The sequence below is a fragment of the Leisingera sp. S232 genome, from assembly GCF_049800895.1.
In the GTDB taxonomy this organism is placed as follows: Bacteria; Pseudomonadota; Alphaproteobacteria; order Rhodobacterales; family Rhodobacteraceae; genus Leisingera.
On record NZ_JBNAFX010000012.1, the window covers coordinates 1 to 16,975 of the forward strand.

Sequence of the window (16,975 nt, forward strand, 5' to 3'; positions counted from 1 at the left end):
GTTGTCCAGGAACCGTCCTTTCCCATCCATTGATATCCGCACGCTGGATCGTCGCAAGCGATCTGTCCAAGCGAAGGATGTGAACTGACTGCCCTGGTCAGTGTTCATGATGTCTGGCGGCGCAAACCGGTGGATGGCTTCGTTCAGCGCGTCGACGCAGAAGTCTGCCTCCAACGTGTTCGAGATGCGCCAGGCCAGCACCTTGCGCGTGTGCCAATCCATGATGGCGACGAGATACAGGAACCCTCGCCGCATCGGCAGATAGGTGATGTCCGCCGCCCAGACCTGAGTGGGCCGGTCCACCCGCAACCCGCGCAGCAGGTAGGGGTAGGTCTGGTGTCCTTTCGCCGCCTTGCCCCCTCTCGCACATGCTCTGCATGTGCTGCCAGGCGGCGGGTGTTGGGCTTCTGGTAAATCGGCATGAGACCCATCAGCCGCATGAGACGACGAATGCGCTTCTCGTTCACCAGATGACCCTCATTGCGTAGATGCCAGGTCATCTGCCGCACACCGAAGAACGGTGTCTCAAGGAATTGTTCATCAATTTGGCGCATGAGCGCGAACTTTAGCGCCGTCTCGCCCCTGGGGGTGTCGTAGAACGACGACCGCGAGATCGACAGCAGCCTGCACTGCTTGCCGATCGACAGATCGGGACTGGCGGGTTCAACCATCTTCCGCCTCATCTGCCGGTCCACGGCTTGAGCTTTCTGGACAAAAAATCGTTGGCCACGGCCTACTCCCCGATCTTCGCGTGCAGCTCCTTCATTTGCTCATCGTTGATCTCAGGGGCCTTTCTGCCGCCGCGCTCGAACACGCCCGACGCGCCTTCCAGCAAAGCCTTCTTCCATGTGTGGATCATCGTCGGGTGAACCCCGAACCAGCTCGCCAGTTCGGCTACCGTCTGCTCGCCCTTCAGCGCCTCAAGCGCCACCTTCGCCTTGAAATCCGGCGAATGCTGCTTCCGTTTCGACATCTCTGATCTCCTTCTCGTCGAAGATCAGCAGACAACAAATCGTAGCCTACGTCGGTGTCCGAATTGCGGGGGGTGGCTCAAGTATCTCAGTCGGCCGAAACTGTGACACAGGGTGTAACACAATCCGTTGCGCGCTAACTGACGAGACCCGCGCGACCACCAGCCTTCACACTAATGGACACAACACTGGTGAGCGTGGAAAAGACAGGCTGCATCCACTGCAAGTGCTTCAGCCTTTAGCGTGGCGGCTGAGCCAGGCTGAGAACTTCCGGGTTTCCGGACGGAGCACGCCTGCTCGGGTAACGACATAATACCCCCTGCCCTCGCCTTCGGTGAACAAGGCGCACAGTCGGCCGGCTTGCAGGTCCTCGGCGACAAAGGCCTGGACAGCGACCGCAACGCCCTGCCCTGACCTGACCGCCTGCATCAGCAGGTTCCCGGGCAGCAGGGTCCGCGGGCCACGCAGGCTGTCCGTGACCCCCCGTGATTGCAGCCAGCGAGACGCCTCCGTCGTGCCCAATTCCTCCAGCCAGGGCAGCTCCAGCAACTCTTCCGGCGCCACCACTTTACGCCCTCTCAACAGACTGTCCGCAGCAATCACCACCATGGGTGACTGCAGCAGCATCCGGGCCTCCATTCCCGGCCAGCTGCCGTCACCATACCGGATGGCAAGATCGATGCCGCCCTGCTTCAGCTCCACAATCTCGCCTCGGGGATCCAGCACCAGGTCAATCTCAGGATGCGCCGCCTGAAACTCCGCCAGCCGCGGCATCAGCCAATGAGCGGCAAACATAGGCGTGCAGGTGACATGCAGCGGCCGGGCCGCACCAGCGGCAGAAATCTCTCGCACCGCAGCCTCTATTGCGTCGAACCCCAGCTGCAGCGCTCGGGCAAGGCGCGCACCATCTGCAGTCAGCTCCAGGGCCCGGCCGCTTCGGTCCAGCAGCGAAGCGCCCAGATGCCCTTCCAGCGCGCGAAGCTGCTGACTGATGGCAGCGTGGCTGACATTCAGAGCCGCACCCGCCTGCACAACATTTCCGGCCTCTGCAAACGCAGAAAAAGCTCGGAGTGCCGCGAGCGGAGGCATGTGCAGCCAGTCCATATGTAATCAGTCCTTACATTATGATAGTCTTCTTAACTCGCAGGAATCACGCTTTCAGGCAAGTGTCAGGAACACACAGAAAACACAGGAAGCCGTGACATGATGACTGATATCTACGCCCGTTCGATGATGACCGCCGCCCGCCAGGACTGTGTGCGGCTGCGTGATCTGCCCCCCGCCAAACCGCTGCCGAGCTCCTATCAGGCGCCACCCCGCGCTCCGGGTCTGATGGCCGCGCTCACCGCATGGCTGCACCGCAGGCCCATGAAGGTCCGCTGCATTGATCCGCAGAGGATTTGACGGAAAAAGCGCCGGTTTTCCAGGAAACGCGCGAACAGATCGGAAAACCGGCGCATGCCCCGCTCAGCCTGCACGTCGGCCTTGCGGGATATCATGCTGCTCAGGAGGGCTGTTAAGCCAGGCAGCAATCTCTTTCACCTGCAGTTCTACCCCATCCGCGCAAAGGCCGGTTTGATCCGGATCAAACCGGGGTAAATAAATTGCCGAGCAACAGAAGAATTCCAACGTCCCTCCATGGGTATAGATAAGCGCGAACAAACGAACCACTAGGCTCGTGCACCGGTGTCAGCGGCTGAAGTCGGCGCAACTATTTCTGGATCCTGCTGATTCAATCGCGGGCCTATGCGGGCAAATTGGCCGTGCATCCAGACACCTTGAAACAAGAGATTTCGGATGTCTGACAAATCAATGTGGGCTTGTGGGCGTGTATTTGACGCGCAGCAAATGACGCCGCCCTGTCGGGGCTCAATGCCCAAAAGTCACCCTCGCGTTACCAGCGCGAATTGTCACCATTCAGGCTAATCTGCCCGGTTTGGGCCATGGCGATACTCAGCTCTTGACTAAGAACCTCCCACAGCTGTTGCAGCCCTTTCTCTCCGGCAGCTGCGATAGCAAACTGCAGTATCCTTCCGACAAAGACAAAGTCGGCTCCAACTGAAAGGGCTCTAAGAATATCTTCTCCGCTCAAAATCCCGCTGTCATAGAATAGAGGAAAATCCGGCTCCAGTTCGGCGCGGAATTTTGCCAGCATGTCTATCGGAGCAGGGGCGGCCTCCAGCTGCCGGGCGCCATGGCTTGAGACCTGGATGGCATCAACGCCTGCTGCAACCAGTGCGCGGGCGTCCTCACTGTCCAGAACACCTTTCACCACCAGTTTCCCGGGCCAGAGGTCCCGCAGCCGGGTCAGCGTGTCCCAGGTTGCCCGCGCCCGGCTCTCGGTGCGATCGAAATCATATCCCTCCATCTTAAAGTTCGCCATGTCCGGCCTGCCTGCAATAAGCGTCCTCAGGGACCAGCGCGGATGCATGGCAAAGTCAAAGAACTGGCTGGGACCGATACGGAAGGGCATTGTAAAACCATGGCGCAGCTCGCGCGGGCGGCGCCCGACTTCGGGTACATCCACTGTCAGTACAAGGGTTTGATAGCCAGCAGCCTTGGCGCGCTCAGCCAGTTTGAAAGCGCCGCTGCCGTCACCGCTGAAATATAGCTGGAACCAGGCATATCCTTCTGCCGCCTCTAGGATGGTTTCCAAAGGAGTCGAGGCGACGGTGGAAACCCCATGCGGCACCCGATAGCGCGCCGCCAGCCGGGCCAGCATCAGATCGGCGCCGGGCGCCGCGAGGTTGCACATGCCCATGGGGGCAATGCCAAAAGGCCGGTCTGCCTCGGCGCCAAATATTTCCGTGGTCAGCGACCGCTGGCTGACATCGCGCAGGATGCGGGGCCGCAGGGTGATGGCATCAAGGGCGGCACGGTTGCGCGCTGCTCCGGTTTCCTGCCCGGCGGCGCCGTCGATATAGTCAAAGACCATCCAAGGGAGCCGCCGCCGGGCCAAGCGGCGGGCATCCTTGGCCGAATGGATGGCGCCTGCCCCCATCAGCCGGCCACGGCCTGCATGAACCGGTCGCGGATTACCACCGGGTCCATGGTGATCACCGGCATCTTGGCGTTGCCACTGTCGCATTTGACCACCAGCACCGTGGCCTCGCCGCTGGTCAGCGCGTCTTCGAGCGCCGGGCCGGTATCCTTGTCCTGCACCTCCACCACCCGGGCGCAGCCCGCAGCGCGAGTCATGCCCGCCAGATCAGTGCGCTGGCTGGTATAGGTCGGCTGATCGCCGGTGGAGCCATAAGAGCCATTGTCTATAATCATCAGGATATAATTCCCGGGCGCGTTGTTGCCGATGGTCGGCAAGGTGCCCAGATTGGTGAGGATCGAGCCGTCACCGTCGATCACAATCACCGGTTTCGGCTGCGCCAACGCAAGGCCCAGCCCGATAGACGAAGCCAGGCCCATGGTGCCCAGCATATAGAAATTGCTCGGCTGGTCGTCGATGGCATGCAGCTCCTGGCTGGGAATGCCGATGTTGCAGACCACCAGTTCGTTGCGCAGGATCGGGGCGATTTCTCTCAGGATTTCAGAACGGATCATTGGTCGCCATAGCCTCCCCAAAAATTGGCATCGGTCAGGATGGCAACGGGTTTGTTGCACATGAAGGTGTATTTCAGGATGTTGTCCAGTTCCTCGACATCCTTCTGCCAGTGAAAGTGATAGGTCGGGATATTGAGCTGGGCCAGCAGCGCCTTGGTGTGCACCGCCATTTCCACTTGGCAGGCGACCGGCTCACGCAGCTCGCCACGGTAGGAGATCAGCATCGGCAAGGGCATCCGGTAATATTGGATCAGTGTCGCCAGCGTATTGATGGTGACCCCGATGGCGGTGTTCTGCATGATGATGGCGGGCCGCTTGCCGCCCATCCAGGCGCCGGCGCACAGCCCCATGCCCTCGTCCTCCTTGTTGGAGGGGATGTGGAAAATATCGTCGTGCTGGTCGATCTCGTCGATCACGCCGGCCAGCTGCTTGCAGGGCACAGTGGTGACGAAAGAGACGCCGTTGGCGGCCAGATCGTCTGCGATCCTCTTATCTATATTCATGGTCGGTTGCCTTTGTTTCGGGTGTCTTTTTTCAGGATCAGGCCGTGCGGCAGACATGGACTGCACAAGATGCGTGGCGGACCACCCGCGCGGCCGTTGTGCCCAGGAAAAAGTCGCTAAGGCCCGGTTTATGGGAGCCGACAACGATACAATCGATCCCGTGTTTTTCCGCGTATTCAACAATGGCACGGTACGACCGCCCCTTGACGATTTGCGCGTCTACATCACCATAGTCGGCGGTTTTCTTGGCCAATCTCTGCCGGGCATTTTCCAAGCCTTCGCGGACAGCCTTCTCGTCCAAATAGGCGTTCACAGAGCCTTGCGGCGCTTCGTAGACATGAAGCGCTGTGATGCGCCCGCCCGGGTTGCACAGGGTGGCGGCGGCCTTCAACGTTGTGCCGGAAACCCCATGGTCCAGAGCCATAGGAACCAGGATGTTGTCATACATGGGTTCTCTCCGTTTACTTGGGCAGATAGTTCAGGCCCAGGGGTCAAGGATGATCTTGGGGGCCGCCACCACGCCTTGCCGCAACGCGCGAAAGGCGGCGGCGCCGTCCGACAGCGGCCTCATTTCAGACCAGTCCAGCGGACCTAAGCGGCCGTTGAAAATAGCCTGCGCGGTGTCGCGGAAATCCTGCGCGGTATATGTGTAGGTGCCGATAAAGCTGATTTCCTGAAGCGTCAGGCGACGGACATCCAAGCCCCCGGTGTCTTCGCCCAGTCCCACATGCGCAATCACCCCACCGGGCGCAGCGATGGCCGACGCGGCGGCGCGGGTGGCGGCATATCCCACGGCGTCGATCACCACAGGCGCCATGCCGCCAAACTCTGCCACGGCCTGCTGGCCGCAGCAGGCGTTCAGATAGTCCCGGCGTGCAGCGTTGGGTTCCTGGATTGTGACATCCTCCACCCCCATCGCCCGCAGTCCCAGTGCAGCCGCCAGCCCGATGGCGCCGCCGCCGATCACCAGCGCGCGGCGCTCCGTGGCCGGGTGCAGCGCGCCCAGGGCCAGCCGGGCGGCGTGCCAGCTGACAGCCAACGGTTCCGCCAGTGCTGCCTTGGCCAGCGGCACGTCATCCGGCACCGTCACAAGATTGCGTTCTGGCATAGCCACGAACTGTGCAAAGGCCCCTTCGCGCGGCGGCATCGAAATGATCTGGCGGCTGGCGCAGAGGTTTTCACGGCCAGAGATACAGGCGGCGCAGCTGCCGCAGGTGACCAGTGGGTTTATGGTCACCCTGCGTCCCGCTTGTGTCCCGTCTTCGATGACGCCAGCGGCTTCATGCCCCAGGACCAAGGGCGCCGGGCGGCGGTCGTCGTGGCCCAGGTAGGCATGCATGTCGGACCCGCAAATGCCTGAAGCATGTATCCGGATCAGATGTTCACCCGGCTTGGCCACCGTCATTGGCACATCGCGCAGCGCCAGCGCTTCTATTCCTTCATAGACCAAGGCCTTCATTTCGCTGTAAACCCCCCGTCAACCATCAGGACTTGCCCGGTGACATAGGCTGACGCCTCTGAGCACAGGAACAGCAGCGGCCCGTCGATATCCTCCAGCCGGCCATTGCGGCCGATGCAGGTCTGCGCCGCGTTTCGGGCAGCGCGCTGTTCGTCGTTGAATACCGCCTGGGTCAGTTCGGTTGGAAAGAAGCCCGGGCCGATCGCATTTGCGGTGATGCCATGGGGCGACCAGGCCTCAGCCATGGCGCGGGTCAGCTGGGCAACCCCGCCCTTGCTGGCGCCATAGGCGATGCCGCCGGGAAAGGCACGGGTTGTCTGCAGCGAGGCGAAGTTGACGACCCGCCCCCAGCCCCGGTCCTTCATCGCAGGCACCAATGCCTGGCTAAGGAAGAACGGGGCGGAAAGGTTCAGCGCCAGCGTTTGGTCCCATTCGGAAATGGTGACCTCATCTGCCGCCTGCCGCGTGTTCACCCCCGCCGCATGGATCAGGATGTCTGGCGCCCCAAAGGGGGTGCAGACTGCCTGCCGCAGCCCGTCCAATGCACTGCGGTCTGCTACATCCGCCGTGACATATGCGGCGGCGGTCCCAATCTCTGCACAGAGGCTTTCCAAAGCCTCCGCCCGCCGTGCCACCGCCACCACCTGTGCGCCTGCGGCGGCGAGCGCCACAGTCGCCCGACGCCCCAGCCCGGAGCTGGCGCCGGTGATGCAGACAGTACGGCCCGACAGGTCGAACAGGGCGCGCGGGTCAGCCATTTGCGGTCAGGTCAAAGGTTTCATCCGGGAAATACTTGGCCAACCGCACGTCAGCCGCGCGGGCGTGGCCTTCCATCCCCTCCAGCCGGGCAATCCGCGCCGTGGCCTCGGCCACCGGTTTGGAGCCTTCACGGGTGGCGCGCTGCCAGGTGACGATTTTCATGTATTTGTGAACGCTGAGCCCACCGGTATAGCTGGCCGCGCGCGAGGTTGGCAGCACGTGATTGGTGCCCGCCGCCTTGTCGCCATAGGACACCGTGGTTTCTTCGCCCAAAAACAGCGAGCCATAGCAGGTGAGCCTTTCCAGCCACCAATCCAGACCCTCAGCCTGCACGGTCAGATGTTCAGGCGCATAGTCGTCGGAGCAGGCGGCCATCTCTTCGCGGTCGTCACATAGGATGACTTCCGCATAATCGCGCCAGGCCGCAGCGGCATTGTCGCGGTTGACCTCAGGCAGGTCACCAATCAGCCCCGGCACCAGCCGCATGACCTCCTCGGCCAGGCTGCGGTCATCCGTCACCAGCCAGACCGGCGAGTTGTAGCCATGCTCTGCCTGGCTGACCAGATCGGTGGCAACGATATGCGCATCCGCCGTTGCGTCGGCCAGGATCAGGCTGTCAGTGGGGCCCGCGATCATGTCGATACCGACACGGCCGAACAGGATGCGCTTGGCCTCTGCCACGAACTGGTTGCCGGGGCCGACCAGGATATTGGCCTTGGGCAGGCCAAAAAGGCCAAAGGTCATGGCCGCAACCCCCTGCACGCCCCCCATCGCCATGATCTTGTCGGCGCCGCAGATATGAGCCGCATAGATGATGGCAGGGGCCACACCCACACCGGGGTGCGGCGGCGAGCAGGCAGTGATATGCTTGCAGCCGGCCACCTTGGCAGTGGTCACGGTCATGATAGCGCTTGCGATATGGCTGTAGCGCCCGCCCGGCACATAGCAGCCCGCCGCATCCACCGGGATCACCTTCTGCCCGGTGATGAAACCAGGAGAGATTTCGGTTTCCACGTCTTGCATCGTGCTTTTTTGCAGCTCCGCAAAGCGCCGTACATTGTCGTGCGAAAACCGGATATCCGCCTTCAGCTTCTCGGGCACCAGCGCGCAGGCCGCTTCGATCTCCTGGGCTGTCAGCAGCACATTGCCCTCGTATCGGTCGAATTTGGCGGCATATTCCAATGCCTTGGCGTCGCCACCCGCCTCGATATCGTCCAGGATATCCTGAACAATCCTGTGGGTCTCAGAAGCATCCGACTTGGGGGTCAGGGCAGCCTTCTTCAGATATTCTCGGGTCATTTCCAGGGGGTCCTACTTGTAGATATCAGGAAGCAGCGTGGTCGAGATCGCCGGGATGTAGGCGATCAGCAGCACCACGATCAGCATGGTCAGCACAAACGGAATGGCGCGGGCGGCAATCTTGAGGATGGACTCGCCGGTGATGCCAGAGACGACAAACAGGTTGAGGCCCAGCGGCGGGGTGATGAAACCCACGCCCAAGGCGGTGATCATCATGATGCAGAACTGAATTTCGTTCATGCCGATGTTGTCAGCCAGCGGCTTCAGGATCGGCGCCAGGATCACGATATTTGGCGTCGTCTCCATCACGCAGCCCGCCGCAATCAGAATGCAGATCATCAGCAGGATCAGCATTGACGGATCATCAGTCAGCCCTGTCACCACCGTCACGAAACCCTGTGGCACGCCCATGATGGCCAGTGCCTCTGCCAGCGGGGCTGAAAAGGCGATGATTGGCAGGATCACCCCGTTCACCTTGGCCGAGCTGACCAGCATCGCCGGGAAGTCCGCCAGCTTCAGGGTGCCAAGCAGGAAGCCCATCAGGATGGTAACGACAACTGCTGTTGCGCCGGCCTCGGTCGGGGTCAGGCGGCCCGAGAAGATGCCATAAAAGATGATGCCCGGCACGATGAAGGCATACCAGCCGGACTTCAGCGCCTGGCCCAGATTGCCCAGCCATTCGCTCAGCCCCATATTGCCGCCTGTCTCATAGGTGTAGAGCCGGTTCATGATGATATTGGTGACGAGAATGGACACCAATATCGCAATCCCCGGAATCAGCGCTGCCAGGAACAGGGTGGAGGCGGAAATGCCCAGCACCAGGCCGATGATGATATAGGCGATGGAGGGTGGGATCAGAATGCCGGTGCAGGCGCCAGCCGCCACCAAAGCGCAGGCATAGGGGCGCGGATAGCCGCTTTCGACCAGCCGGTTGATGGTCATCCGGCCCACAGCCGCAGCGCCGGCGGCGTCAGAGCCAGAGATCGCCGCGAACATGCCGCAGACCAGCACCGTGGCCGAACCGAAGCCGCCACGGGTCCAGCAGGTCAGCGCCTCGGCCACATCGAGGAATTTTTTGCTGAGCCCGGTTCTGACCAGCACATCGCCGGTCAGGATGAACAGCGGCACCGCAGTCAGCGCAAAGGCATCAATGCCGGTGAACAGGCTTTCACCGATGGCGCTCAGCGGCAGGTCGCCGGACATCACCAACATGGTGATAGCAGCGGCGCCAATCGCGGCCCAGACCGGCACCGCCAGCGCGATCAGCCCTACAAACATGATTACCGGAAGGTAGAAGTCCCAGCCCAGCTCGACCGTTTGATTGAGTGTATTCCACAGCATTGCTTAAGGCCCCTCAGTCAAACAGCTTGTCGCCTTCAAAGACGGGCGTGCCGTCGCGAAGGCTGCGCCAGTCGCGCAAAAAGGATTGCAAAAGGCGCCAGACTATCAGCGCAAAGCCCGCGGGCACCGCCATCAAGAACCACACCATCGAGATCCGCAGCCCGTGGCTGACCGATCCGAATTTGGCCGAGACGAGCACAGTTTCGAACGACCAGTAGAGTGCCACCAGGGCGACGATGAACATCACCAGATCGCCAAAGATATAGATCAGCGCCTTGGGCCGCGGGCCAAGGTAGTGCAGGATCACGTCGATACGGATATGGGCGCGTTCCTTGACCGCTGCTGCGGCACCGATCCAGGCCAGGTAGATAAAGGAATAGCGGACGATCTCCTCGCCCCAGATCGAGGAAAAGGCAAACAGCTCGCGCCGGATCACCTCAATCGCCATGGTGATGACCAGCATCACGTAGAACACCAGAAGCAGCCAGCGCTCTGCGTTCTTGTCGAGGGTTCGCAGGAAGTTCATTGCTGTTCCCGTGGTTCAGGCACACCTGTGCAGTCAGCCGGTCAGGCTGTTGCAAAGGTGGCTGTTGGAAATGGTCGGGCGCCGCAAACCGGCGCCCGCACTACAAGCCTCAGGCGTCGTGGATGTAATATTTGCCCTGCGTGCCAGCGGCCTCTTCCAGCTTGGCGAAATTATCCATGGAGCCTGCCAGTTCCGTCTTGAAGGCATCCCATTCGCTGCGCTGATAGCCGCCCGCCTCTTTCCACTCGCCCAGCTGATCATCGCTGAGAGCATGGAACTCGACACCGGCCTTGGCCAGTTCCGCCATTGCATAGGCCCGGGCCGAGGGCACCTTGGCCAGATTCTGATGCGCGGTCAGTTCAGAGCCCCACATCACCCCTTCCTGCACATCGGCAGGCAGTGAGTTGAACCACTCCAGATTGCAGGAATAGACCTGACTGTCCGGCACGGCTTGGGTGAAGGTCACATGGCTGAGGATATCCTTGAAACCAAAGACATAAAGAGCACCGACGGAGGGATCGAGCGCATCCGCCACCCCCTGTTTGATCGCCGAAGGAGTCTCACCCCAGGCGACCGGCGTCGGGTTGGCGCCGACCATGCGGTAATACTGCTGCAGCATCTTCGAACCCGGCACGCGGAATTTCACGCCTGCCATGTCACCGGGCGAGGTCACCGCATTGCCGCCCTTGCGCACAGCAACCACACGGGGATCGATGTTCACATAGAACAGCGCCTTGAACCCGTTGGCCTCGACCTTGGGATGCACCTCCGCCTTCCAGAAATCCGAGTTCACCAGATTGGTGAACCGCTGGTTGGACCCACAGAGGTAAGGCATGTTGATCAGATCAACGGTAGAGGCGAAGGGGGCAAAGTTTGACAGCGAATGCTGTGCCGCCTGAATGGTGCCGCCCTGCACTTTCTGCACCAAGGCGCCGCCTGCGCCCAGCTGCCCACCGGGCGCCAGTTTGACATAGACCTTACCATTGGTGGCGTTCTGGATGTTTTCCTTCAGATCCAGCTGCATGATCGGATAGCTGCGCGACGCGCCCAGCACATAAGCGGTGGCAACGGTCATGATATGCTCTGCCGCGCGCTCGCGCTCTTTTTCTTCTTTGGCGGTCTGGGCAGCTGCCTCGGATGACCACAGCATGCCGCCTGCGCCAGCCACCAGCGCTGCGGTGAAAGAACCGGCTGAGGCCAGTTTCAGAAAGTTCCGGCGCTCAGCAGATTTGAGGCCATCCTTGCCATTCGTCATTGTCTTCCTCCCTTGAAAATCCATCAGCTGCCGTTGTTGTTTTTATGGTCAGCTTCGCGTTTGAGAATGGCCGCCACAAACAGGATTGCGGCGGCAAACAGAACCAGCATCTCTCCGACGTCCCCCAAAAACCCGCCGCCGCCAAAGGCGCCCAAAGCAACATTGGCAAAAAACACGGCAAAGACGGCGGCGGCAGTCCAAAGGAACATCACAAGATCCCGGTTTGTTATCTCGAACCCATTTGTAAGCGCTTACATCGCAAATGCAAGCGCTTACATAAGCAGATGGCAAGCCGTTCTTTTTGTGCTATGAAATGAAGAAGGGACAAGGCAGGCGTCACATGGGAAAAACCCGTTCAGCTCCGACACTTAACGATGTTGCCAAGGCGGCCGGAGTTTCCACCGCCACAGTATCGCGCTGCCTGAACGCGCCGGAGCGGGTAATTGAAGCAACCCGCCAGCGGGTGATGCAAGCTGTCGAATCACTGGGCTACACGCCGAACTATGCGGCCCAGGTCATGGCCGCCCGCCGCAGTTTCACCATTGGCGCCATAATACCAACGATGGACAATGCAATCTTTGCCCGTGGCCTGCAGGAGTTTCAGAACCAGCTGCGCGAGAGCGGCTATACGTTGCTGGTGTCCAGCTCAGCTTATGATCCCGAGATGGAGCGCGAGCAGATCCGCACACTTGTTGCCCGCGGGGCTGATGGCCTGCTGCTGATCGGTCATGCCCGCAATCCGGAAATCTATCAGTATCTGGAACGCCATCAGGTCCCTTCAATGGTGGCCTGGTCCTATGACCCGACGGCAACGCGGCCATCTGTCGGGTTCAGCAATACAGAAGCCATGGGAGAACTGGCACAGAAAGTGATTTCGGCCGGGCACCGGCGTATTGCGATGATTTCTGGTCGGACTTTGGGCAACGACCGGGCGCAAAGCCGCGTTGACGGCGTCAGGCGCGCCATGGGGGAATACGGCCTCGATGCAAATGCCCTGACGCTGATTGAAACGGACTATGAGATTGAAAAGGGCGCAGAGGCCTTTGAACAGCTAATGACGCTGACCCCGAGGCCGACGGTTGTCATGTGCGGCAACGATGTCCTTGCGGCGGGCGCACTGCGCGAAGCAGGAAGGCTGGGAATAAATGTGCCCGAGCAAGTTTCAGTCACAGGCTTTGATGACATTGAGCTGGCCGAAATCGTCAGCCCGGCCTTGACCACGGTTCATGTCCCCCACCGGGAAATGGGGCGCAAGGCCGCGATCGAATTGATGGCAATGGTCGAAGGCAGTTCAGAAGGCCGGTCAGTCTGCATAAAAACAAGGCTTGTGAACCGCTGTTCCCTGGCTGGCCCACCACGCCAACAATTGCCATAGGTTACTAAGTAAGCATCAGGCAGCTGGCACATGTATCGAAACCAGATGCTCCTGAGCAGAGATCTAACCTGTTCAAACCGGATGCAAAAATGTGTCTGATCAGGAACCACAACTCGCGGCAGTTCTTTCACGAGTTACGACTGTAAGTGAACGCTGCATCAGATTGCCAATGGCAGGAGCCATGAACGCTTCAACGCGGAGGTCGGTTGGTAATGAATGGCCGCAAAGGTGAAGATTTTTCGATGCGAACCATAGCGTAACATTTCAGCACCGATTGAGCGTGGCCCGCGCTGGAAACCCTCCCAAAGCTGAAGCCGCGGGGAATTTATGCGGCTATAGGGAAAGCGCAGGAATTTTGGCCCGGCTGGCCTCTCGGGTGCCGCAGGTCTGCAGACCGAAGTGCCAGAAGTAGCCGAACTTGTTGCATCCGCTCACATGCGCTGGCCAAGGGTTGCGCATACGATCGCACAAGTCGCCATCTGCCACTCTGTCGGGCTCAAAGACTATGAAACTTATTCAGGTTTCCTCAGGGGGGGGTGATTGCTTCGGCACGGCCCGCAACTCGGCAAGGAGTTCTGCATCAATCGTGATCATTTGCAGCGCCGGGCGGTTCAGATCCGTGCGAAATTTACTGCCGGGCAGACGCACGTCCGCAGCGTCATAGGTTCCGGCAAGCCTGGTCAGTGATTGTGCAAACTGCGCGCCGCTGAAATGGGCCGGATCAATGGCCAGCAGGAACTGACCGACACCGGGGTTGCCTGTATCCCGCCCGGAAAAGGACGGCGCCTGCGTACTCAGCTGCGCGCCGGTCAGGGCGGCGGCGAGGATTTCGACCATCAGGCCGATGTTGGCGCCCTTCTGTCCGCCGTAGGGCAAGAGCGAACCGGCCAGCCCGGCTGCAGGATCCCGTGTCGGCTGGCCGCCCTGGTCCTGAGCCCAGCCCAGCGGCATTTCTCCGCCCGCCTTTTCTCGCATCAGGATTGCCGTCTTGGTAACCGCGCTTGCTGACTGGTCGATGACAACCGCAGGCCCGTCCGATCCCGGCACCGCAAAGGCCATCGGGTTGGTTCCGAACAGTGGCGCAGTTCCGCCCGGCGGGGCCACACTGGCCGGGGCGTTTGAACAGCACAGCCCGATCAATCCGGCTTCGGCCAGCGGCAGCACATGATGGGCAAGCGACAGTGCATTATAGGACCGGGTGATCCCGGCCGCTGCAATGCCCTGTTCCCTTGCCTTGGTGATCAGCGCATTGGTGGCAAGACTGATCGCCGGATGGGCAAACCCGCCAACCGCATCCACCATGATGGCGCTTCCGACAGAGGAAAGAACGGAGGGTTCTGCCTGCCCGTCAACTTTTCCCAGGGCCATCTGTTCCTTGAACACTGTCAGGTAGTACAGCCCGCATACCGGGTTCCTTTCTGTTTCGGCCTGAACCATGGCGTGGGCCACCTGGGCCGCGGCTCCGGGGGCGGCACTGGCATCTGTCAGATAGGCGCAGGCCAGGGTTTCCAACTCTTTGGCGCTGATCTGAGGCATGTTCAGGCTCCCCCCTGCGCCTTGGCATAAGCGCGATGTGCATCGGCGGCCTCGGCGACAGCATCAAAATCAAGCTCAAAGCCAAGGCCGGGGCGCCCTTCAAGAGACAGAATGCCCTTTTGCGGCTCCAGACAGGGAGAGGCGATGATATTGTCTTTCAGCAGCTGCCACATGATCTGATTGCCATCATCCAGATTGGCCGCAGCGCGTCCGATGTGATGTTCTGCGCAGGTGGTGATGCCTGTGGTCATGCTGGAGTGGATGCACAGGGTGATCCCGGCGCCTTCGCAGATGGCCGAGGCCTTCATCATCCCTTTCAGCCCTCCAATCTCACGCGGGCCGACGGCTATCATGTCCGCCACCCCGCCGGCGCAGGCCTGAAAGACCTCCTGCAGGGTAAAGACGCTCTGATCTGCCCCCAAAGCAATGGGAGAGCGTTCTTTCAGATGTTTAAGCGGCGCCAGCGACAGGCTGGTGGTGGGCTGCTCGATATATTCGATATTGCAATCCGCGATGGCATTGATCATGCGCAGCGCATGGGCGGGCGGCCAGCCTTCATTGGCATCCAACCGCAGGCGGTGATCCGGGCCAATCGCCTGCCGGATGGCCCGGATATTGGCCAGGTCATACTCAGCCGAGATCCCGACTTTCAAATAGAGGATCGGATGGCCTGCTTTGACTCCGGCGCGTGCATCGGCCACCAGCTCTTCGGTGGTTTGCCCCTGAAGAAAGTAGAAATACCCGACGTCTTTGCGCTTTTCACCGCCCAGCAACTCCCAGACGGGACGGCCCATCAGCTTGCCCTGCAGGTCAAGCGCTGCCATTTCCAGCCCGCAAAACAACTGGTTGGCATAGCGCTGCATATTGCCGCCAAAGACCAGAAAATGACGCCGGTAAGCATCGTCCTGCGCGGATGAGATATCGAAAACGGAACGGCCAATGTAAGATCCGGCCAGCTTTTCCAGGATGATCTTCTGCGCATCCGCATCCGGCGCGGCAGTTGTCTCACCATAGCCGATGGTGCCGTCTTCGGCCTCCATCTCAATCAGGTTCACGGTGAAGGCATGCTCGACACCCTGCGACCAGACGTATGGAACCCGCGTTTCCAGCCGCAGCGGTGTGATGCGGATGTCTTTGATGTTCATGGCAATGCTCCCCAGACCATTTCACACGATCAGCCGCCCAGGCAGCGTTTCCTGACGGGACCTGCGGGCGGCCTGCACGGCCCTTGCTTTGCCCCGGCTGTCGCGAACAACCCTGTTACGTTATGGAAGGTTAATCCAATAAATATTCATGATAATAGAGAAGCCTCCGTTATGCGCCGCCCCGACTTGCCGCCGAAACTCGTCCAGAGCTTCCTGACCGTCCTTCAGATGCAAAGCTACACCCAGGCTGCGCATGCTCTGAATCTGACCCAGCCCGCGGTGACCCAACACATCTCCCGCCTCGAAGAGATCGTCGGTGTCCGCCTGATTGAGCGCAGCCGGGGAGTGGTGCTGCCAACCGCCGAAGCGCAGGCCCTGATGCCGGAACTGGAGCGGTTCGAGCAATCCGCCAAACTGCTGTTCGACAAGGCGCGAGCGGTGGCCGAGGGGGGCCGGAACAGCCTGCAGATTGCCACCCCGACCTCGCTGGTCGCGCATCTTCTGGTACCGGCAATAACAGAGCTTCGCCGATCCGGGACCGGGGTTTTCCCGGTGTTTCGCGAAGTGGACGATCACCGGGTCTACGACATGGTGCGCGCGGGCGAAGTGGATTTTGCGCTGACCTCCATGACTGGCAGCGACACGGCCCTGTCCTGTACATTCCTGCTTTCCGACCGCCCCTGCGTTGTCTGTCTTCAGGATCACCCGCTGGCCAGCACCGGATCTGTCAGCATCGAAGATATCCTGCCCTTCGAGCTCATCCGACCGCCGGCGGATACCTCCGCCAACCGCACAATCGGGATCTTTGAGAAAACCCTTCAGGCAGAGTTCACCTACGCTGCTGAAGCATCACGGCTAATGACAATGGAAACCATGGCGCGGGCGGGCCTAGGCGTGCTGATCCTGCCCGCACTATCCGCGCAGCTAAGTGCTCATACTGACCTGGTGTTCCGACCGATAGACACGGAAAAAGGTTGGCGAAGCTGCCAGTTGATCCGGCAAAAGCATTTACGCCCGTCACCTGTCGCCAAACAGGTCATGGAAGGCGTCCAGAGCAAAGTCAGAGCCTTGGAAATGGCCATGCCTGACCTTCTTGCCCGGCATGCACCACCCGGTTCACAGGACAGGACTTGAATGAACGCCTGCTTCCAATCTCCTGAACCAACCCAATCGCACCTGCGAAGATCAAGGACCTGCGCCGCAAGGCAATGGATCTCAGGGAGGGGCTAGCGGAACAAACGTCAAACCGCG

19 protein-coding genes and 1 pseudogene are annotated in these 16,975 nt (G+C 60.5%); 3 read left to right on the top strand and 17 right to left on the bottom strand.

Annotated features, from left to right (window positions below; genetic code table 11):
• The 4 genes and pseudogenes from ACP151_RS09565 to ACP151_RS09580 all read right to left on the bottom strand — a co-directional run.
• On the bottom strand, nucleotides 1-303 hold a 303-nt coding region (locus ACP151_RS09565), incomplete at its 3' end, for a transposase (RefSeq protein ID WP_424978664.1).
• A 113-nt stretch (nucleotides 304-416) separates the two neighbouring features.
• Nucleotides 417-683, bottom strand: a pseudogene (locus ACP151_RS09570) (IS3 family transposase); the annotation flags it as partial.
• Between the two features lie 50 nt (nucleotides 684-733).
• On the bottom strand, nucleotides 734-973 hold the full coding sequence (locus ACP151_RS09575; RefSeq protein WP_424978665.1) for a transposase: 240 nt from the start codon (nucleotides 971-973) through the stop codon (nucleotides 734-736).
• Nucleotides 974-1,202: 229 nt separating this feature from the next.
• A complete protein-coding gene (locus tag ACP151_RS09580; protein ID WP_424978666.1) occupies nucleotides 1,203-2,075 on the bottom strand; it encodes a LysR substrate-binding domain-containing protein in 873 nt (290 codons plus the stop codon).
• 99 nt (nucleotides 2,076-2,174) lie between these two features.
• Between ACP151_RS09580 and ACP151_RS09585 the strand changes: the two genes are divergently transcribed.
• Nucleotides 2,175-2,375, top strand: a complete 201-nt coding sequence (locus tag ACP151_RS09585) for a hypothetical protein (RefSeq protein WP_424978667.1) — start codon at nucleotides 2,175-2,177, stop codon at nucleotides 2,373-2,375.
• Nucleotides 2,376-2,865: 490 nt separating this feature from the next.
• Here the strand turns inward: ACP151_RS09585 and ACP151_RS09590 are convergent, their stop codons facing one another.
• From ACP151_RS09590 to ACP151_RS09640, 11 genes are all read right to left on the bottom strand, one after another.
• Nucleotides 2,866-3,972 carry an alpha-hydroxy acid oxidase gene (locus ACP151_RS09590; protein WP_424978668.1) on the bottom strand — a complete coding sequence of 369 codons (1,107 nt, stop codon included), beginning with the start codon at nucleotides 3,970-3,972 and terminating at the stop codon, nucleotides 2,866-2,868.
• Nucleotides 3,972-4,526 (bottom strand): sulfopyruvate decarboxylase subunit beta, encoded by a 555-nt coding sequence (gene comE / locus ACP151_RS09595; protein ID WP_424978669.1) that lies wholly within the window; start codon nucleotides 4,524-4,526, stop codon nucleotides 3,972-3,974. Before comE ends, ACP151_RS09590 begins: the two co-directional genes overlap by 1 nt.
• Nucleotides 4,523-5,029: a sulfopyruvate decarboxylase subunit alpha gene (gene comD / locus ACP151_RS09600; RefSeq protein ID WP_424978670.1), complete on the bottom strand. Its 507-nt coding sequence runs from the start codon at nucleotides 5,027-5,029 to the stop codon at nucleotides 4,523-4,525. Before comD ends, comE begins: the two co-directional genes overlap by 4 nt.
• 37 nt (nucleotides 5,030-5,066) lie before the next feature.
• Entirely contained in the window at nucleotides 5,067-5,477 is a 411-nt protein-coding gene (locus ACP151_RS09605) for a universal stress protein (protein ID WP_424978671.1), read from the bottom strand.
• Between the two features lie 30 nt (nucleotides 5,478-5,507).
• Nucleotides 5,508-6,488 (bottom strand): alcohol dehydrogenase catalytic domain-containing protein, encoded by a 981-nt coding sequence (locus ACP151_RS09610; protein WP_424978672.1) that lies wholly within the window; start codon nucleotides 6,486-6,488, stop codon nucleotides 5,508-5,510.
• A complete protein-coding gene (locus tag ACP151_RS09615; protein WP_424978673.1) occupies nucleotides 6,485-7,246 on the bottom strand; it encodes an SDR family NAD(P)-dependent oxidoreductase in 762 nt (253 codons plus the stop codon). Before ACP151_RS09615 ends, ACP151_RS09610 begins: the two co-directional genes overlap by 4 nt.
• Nucleotides 7,239-8,546, bottom strand: coding sequence for a histidinol dehydrogenase (hisD, locus tag ACP151_RS09620; protein WP_424978674.1), 1,308 nt, complete (start codon nucleotides 8,544-8,546; stop codon nucleotides 7,239-7,241). Before hisD ends, ACP151_RS09615 begins: the two co-directional genes overlap by 8 nt.
• Before the next feature lie 12 nt (nucleotides 8,547-8,558).
• Nucleotides 8,559-9,887 carry a TRAP transporter large permease gene (locus ACP151_RS09625; RefSeq protein ID WP_424978675.1) on the bottom strand — a complete coding sequence of 443 codons (1,329 nt, stop codon included), beginning with the start codon at nucleotides 9,885-9,887 and terminating at the stop codon, nucleotides 8,559-8,561.
• A gap of 13 nt (nucleotides 9,888-9,900) precedes the next feature.
• Nucleotides 9,901-10,413: a TRAP transporter small permease gene (locus ACP151_RS09630; protein ID WP_424978676.1), complete on the bottom strand. Its 513-nt coding sequence runs from the start codon at nucleotides 10,411-10,413 to the stop codon at nucleotides 9,901-9,903.
• A 109-nt stretch (nucleotides 10,414-10,522) separates the two neighbouring features.
• Nucleotides 10,523-11,668 (bottom strand): TRAP transporter substrate-binding protein, encoded by a 1,146-nt coding sequence (locus ACP151_RS09635; RefSeq protein ID WP_424978677.1) that lies wholly within the window; start codon nucleotides 11,666-11,668, stop codon nucleotides 10,523-10,525.
• Nucleotides 11,669-11,691: 23 nt separating this feature from the next.
• Nucleotides 11,692-11,877 (bottom strand): hypothetical protein, encoded by a 186-nt coding sequence (locus tag ACP151_RS09640; protein WP_424978678.1) that lies wholly within the window; start codon nucleotides 11,875-11,877, stop codon nucleotides 11,692-11,694.
• Nucleotides 11,878-12,008: 131 nt separating this feature from the next.
• On the opposite strand from ACP151_RS09640, the gene ACP151_RS09645 reads away from it, so the two are divergent.
• Nucleotides 12,009-13,043 carry a LacI family DNA-binding transcriptional regulator gene (locus tag ACP151_RS09645; protein WP_424978679.1) on the top strand — a complete coding sequence of 345 codons (1,035 nt, stop codon included), beginning with the start codon at nucleotides 12,009-12,011 and terminating at the stop codon, nucleotides 13,041-13,043.
• A 516-nt stretch (nucleotides 13,044-13,559) separates the two neighbouring features.
• On the opposite strand, the gene ACP151_RS09650 is transcribed toward ACP151_RS09645, so the two are convergent.
• Both ACP151_RS09650 and ACP151_RS09655 read right to left on the bottom strand, forming a co-directional pair.
• Nucleotides 13,560-14,579, bottom strand: coding sequence for an Ldh family oxidoreductase (locus ACP151_RS09650; protein ID WP_424978680.1), 1,020 nt, complete (start codon nucleotides 14,577-14,579; stop codon nucleotides 13,560-13,562).
• Between the two features lie 2 nt (nucleotides 14,580-14,581).
• A complete protein-coding gene (locus ACP151_RS09655; protein ID WP_424978681.1) occupies nucleotides 14,582-15,724 on the bottom strand; it encodes a mandelate racemase/muconate lactonizing enzyme family protein in 1,143 nt (380 codons plus the stop codon).
• Here ACP151_RS09655 and ACP151_RS09660 point away from each other — a divergent pair.
• Entirely contained in the window at nucleotides 15,644-16,858 is a 1,215-nt protein-coding gene (locus ACP151_RS09660) for a LysR family transcriptional regulator (protein WP_424978683.1), read from the top strand. The two genes, ACP151_RS09655 and ACP151_RS09660, sit on opposite strands and share 81 nt — an antisense overlap.
• Nucleotides 16,859-16,975: the final 117 nt, after the last annotated feature.